Origin of the sequence: Inquilinus limosus MP06 (genome assembly GCF_000767795.1) — a bacterium.
GTDB classification, from domain to species: Bacteria; Pseudomonadota; Alphaproteobacteria; order DSM-16000; family Inquilinaceae; genus Inquilinus; species Inquilinus limosus_E.
Genome location: NZ_JANX01000583.1, coordinates 1 through 3,852, shown reverse-complemented (window position 1 = coordinate 3,852; position 3,852 = coordinate 1). Strand labels below are relative to the sequence as shown.

Here is a 3,852-nt window from a genome sequence, read left to right as displayed (position 1 = left end):
GGGATCCCAGATCCAGGCCGTGCCCGTGCCGTGATCGTGCCCGGCATGGGCCAGCGCCGCCGCAGGCATCAGCACGATCGGCAGGGCGAGGAGGCGCCTCATCGCTCGCACCCGGTGAACACGAGCCCGGCCGATCCCTGCAGCGCCACGATCAGGGCGAACAGCAGCGCCGCGCCGACGCCGATCAGGGCGATGAAGCGCTCGGTCCTGGCGGCGCGCATCGTGACGTCCGGCCGGCGGAGGGCGCGCCAGGACAGCACCCCGCCGGCGAGCGAGGCCAGCACCAGCACGAGCGCCGCCCAGGGCACGATTCCGAGCTGGCGCGGGCAGTCCCATGGCACCAGGGCATAGTTCAATTGGGTCGACAGCGCCCAGGCGCCGGGGCCGGACAGCAGGCCGGCCCAGGAGAGACCGTGCAGCCGGATCCGGCTGAAGGCGCCGGCGCCCATCACTGCACCCAATAGAGCAGGAGGTAGATCGGCAGCCAGGAGGCCACGACGAAATACCAGTAGAAGGCGTTGTCGCTGACGTCGCTGAAGCGCTTCCCGCTTTTTGCGTGGCGGGTGAACATCAGCACGGTCAGGACAATGGTGTCGCCGGCATCGGTCAGCAGATGCGTCGTGTGCAGGCCGAGCAGGAACCAGATGATCGAGCCGTAGGCGTTGGTGTCCCACAGCACCGTCAGGGCCTGGAATTCGAAGATGCGGACGACCAGCGGCGCGATGCCGAACAGGCTCATGACCACCAGGCCGAGCCGGACCTTCCGGAGATCCTGCTGCCTGGCCCAGCGGGCGGCCAGATGGTTGGGAATGACGCTGACCAGCAGCAGCAGGGTCAGGATCGTGGCCGCCCGGATGTCGTGCTGCGGCGGCGCGATCGGCCAGGTCGGCGCCAGGTGCGAGAGATAGAGATAGGCGCCGATCGCCAGCGCGAAGCCGGTGCCTTCGAGCGCAACGAAGCCGAGCGTACCCCACCAAATCGGGCTCTGCGGGCCGAAGCCGTAGGTGGGCAGGTCCGAGACGTCGGCGACGGGGCGGTGCCTCATTCCTCGTCCTCCGGCGAGCCCTTGGGCCAGAACCACCCGATCAGCGTGACCGCGACCGGAATGCTGCCCCAGACCACCGCCCAGGGCGTGAAGATCGAGGCGACGAAAGCGGCGCCGACCGCCAGCGCCGCGAAGAGCGGCCAGATCGAGGGTTTCGGCGACGCCTCGCGCAGCTCCGGCTCGGCCTCGGCCAGGGTGCCGGCGATCAGCTCGCGCGCGTCGACGCGCAGCCCTGTCGTCACCGGCAGGTCGCCGCGCTCGGCCCAGAGCGGCTCGCGATGGGTCACCACCGGGATGCGGGCGAAGTTGTAGGGCCGCGGCGGCGATGCCGTCGCCCATTCCAGCGTCGGCGCATCCCAGGGGTTCGGCCCGGCGATCTCGCCGCGGCGCAGGCTACGGATCACATTGACCAGCAGCAGGACGAAGCTGAAGGCCAGGACCACCGCCCCGGCGCTGACGAACAGGTTGGTGCCGCCCCAGCCCGACGCCTCCGGATAGGTGTAGACGCGGCGCGGCATGCCCGACAGGCCGAGCAGGTGCATCGGGAAGAAGGCGGCGTTGAAGCCGATGAAGGCCAGCCAGAAGTTCCAGCGCCCCAGCCGCTCGCTCAGCATTCGGCCGGTGAATTTGGGGAACCAGTAGTAGACGGCGCCGACCAGCGGGAACACGGCGCCGCCGATCAGCACGTAGTGGAAATGCGCCACCACGAAATAGGTGTCGTGCACCTGCAGGTCGATCGGTACGGAGGCGACCATGACGCCGGTCAGCCCGCCGATGACGAAGACCACGATGAAGCCGAGCACGAACAGCATCGGCGTCTTCATCACCGGCCGGCCGCCCCACAGCGTCGCGATCCAGCAGAAGATCTGCAGCCCGCTTGGGATCGCGATCAGCATGCTGGAGGCGGTGAAGAAGGCGGCGCCGAGCTGCGGCAGCCCGGTCGCGAACATGTGGTGCACCCACAGGCCGAAGGACAGGAAGCCGATGGCGATCAGCGCCAGCACCAGGCCGAGATGGCCGAACATCGGGCGCCGGGCGAAGGTGGGGATGATGGCGGAGACCATGCCGGTCGCCGGCAGGAAGATGATGTAGACCTCCGGATGGCCGAAGAACCAGAACAGGTGCTGCCACAGCAGGGCGTCGCCGCCTTCGGCCGGGTTGAAGAAATGGGTTCCGACCAGCCGGTCGAGGATCAGCATGGTGCTGGACACCATCACCGCCGGCATGGCGAACAGGATCATGAAGGCGGTGACCAGCATCGCCCAGACGAAGAGCGGGACGCGGTCGAGCGACATCCCGGGCGCGCGCTGCTTGAACACAGTGACGATGATCTCCACCGCCACGGCCAGCGCCGAGACCTCGGTGAAGGTCACCATCTGGGCCCAGAAATCGCTGCGCTTGCCGATGCCGTATTCCGGCCCGGCCAGCGGCACATAGCTGAACCAGCCGGCATCCGCCCCGGTGTTGAGCGCGAAGGCGACCCAGATCATCAGCCCGCCGGAGAGGTAGACCCAGTAGCTGAAGGCGTTCAGCCGCGGGAAGGCGATGTTGCGGGTGCCGACCATCAGCGGCACCAGGTAGATGGCGAAGGCCTCCATCACCGGCACGGCGAAGAGGAACATCATCGTCGTGCCGTGCATGGTGAAGAGCTGGTTGTAGACGTCCGGCCCGACCACCCCGGCCTCCGGCCGCGCCAGCTGCAGCCGCATCACCACGGCGGCGAGGCCGCCGAGGATCAGGAAGAAGAAGGCGGTGATGATGTAGCGCCGGCCGACGATCTTGTGGTCGACGGTGGACAGCCGCGCCCACAGCCCCCGCCCCGTCCCCCAGGTGCGGGAGAGGAAGCGGTCGAGCGTGCCTTCATCGAGATCGGTGTCGCGCAGACCGCGCGGCGCGGTGTCGGGCGGCAGCACGTCCGCGCTCATTTCAGCCCCTCGAGATAGGCGACCAGGGCGTTCAGCTCGTCGGCGTCCAGGCGGACCCGCGGCATGTTGCTGCCCGGCTTGATCGCCTGCGGGTCGGCGATCCAGGCGGCCAGGGCGCCGCGGGTCATCGGCAGGACCCCGGCCGCGATCGTCTCGCGGCTGGCGAAATGGGTCAGCTCCGGCCCCGTCCGGCTCCCTGCCGTAGTGCCGCGGATCTGGTGGCACATCAGGCACGGCTTGGCGGCGAAGACGTCGCGCCCCCGCCGCGCCTCGTCGCTCTGCGGCTCGGCGGCGGAGGCGAGCTGCGCGTCGCGCCAGGCGTCGAACTCCGCGCGCGGCTCGGCGATGATCAGCAACCCCATCCTGGCGTGCTGCAGCCCGCAGAATTCGGCGCATTGCCCGCGATAGCGGCCGGGCCTGTCGGCCTTGAGGGTCAGCACGTTCTGCCGGCCGGGGATCAGGTCCTCCTTGCCCGACAGCTGGGGCACCCAGAAGGAATGGATGACGTCGGTCGCCTCCAGCTTGAGCTGCACCGGCTCGCCGACCGGGATGTGGATCTCGTTCGCCGTGGTCAGTACCCGGCTGGGCTGGTCGTCCTCATACTGGACCTGCCACCACCATTGGCTGCCGGTGACCTTCAGCGTCAGCGCCGGCCGCTCGCCGAGGGCGGCGAGGCTCTTGCCGGTCCACCAGCTGAATCCGGTCAGCACCAGCAGGATCACGCCGGTCGTGGCGACGCAGGCGCCGACCACGCGATAGGCGACGCGGTCGCGCCGCGGCTCCTCCACCAGCGGGTCGGGCCGGTCGGAGCGGCGGCGGGCGATGCCCAGCCACAGCGCCAGCACGACCAGCAGCCACACCACGGCGCAGACGATGGTGAAG

Annotated in this window: 4 protein-coding genes; all 4 read right to left on the bottom strand. The window is 69.3% G+C overall.

What is annotated here, in order from left to right; genetic code table 11:
• Positions 1–98: 98 nt before the first annotated feature.
• Positions 99–449 carry a hypothetical protein gene (locus tag P409_RS28860; protein ID WP_052121525.1) on the bottom strand — a complete coding sequence of 117 codons (351 nt, stop codon included), beginning with the start codon at positions 447–449 and terminating at the stop codon, positions 99–101.
• Positions 449–1,045 carry a cytochrome c oxidase subunit 3 gene (locus tag P409_RS28855; protein WP_034846547.1) on the bottom strand — a complete coding sequence of 199 codons (597 nt, stop codon included), beginning with the start codon at positions 1,043–1,045 and terminating at the stop codon, positions 449–451. The genes P409_RS28860 and P409_RS28855 overlap by 1 nt, the downstream gene beginning before the upstream one ends.
• Positions 1,042–2,970, bottom strand: a complete 1,929-nt coding sequence (gene ctaD / locus P409_RS28850) for a cytochrome c oxidase subunit I (protein ID WP_034846546.1) — start codon at positions 2,968–2,970, stop codon at positions 1,042–1,044. The genes P409_RS28855 and ctaD overlap by 4 nt, the downstream gene beginning before the upstream one ends.
• Positions 2,967–3,852 (bottom strand): cytochrome c oxidase subunit II (gene coxB / locus P409_RS28845; protein WP_034846544.1); only part of this gene is annotated, 886 nt, incomplete at its 5' end. The genes coxB and ctaD, both read right to left, overlap by 4 nt.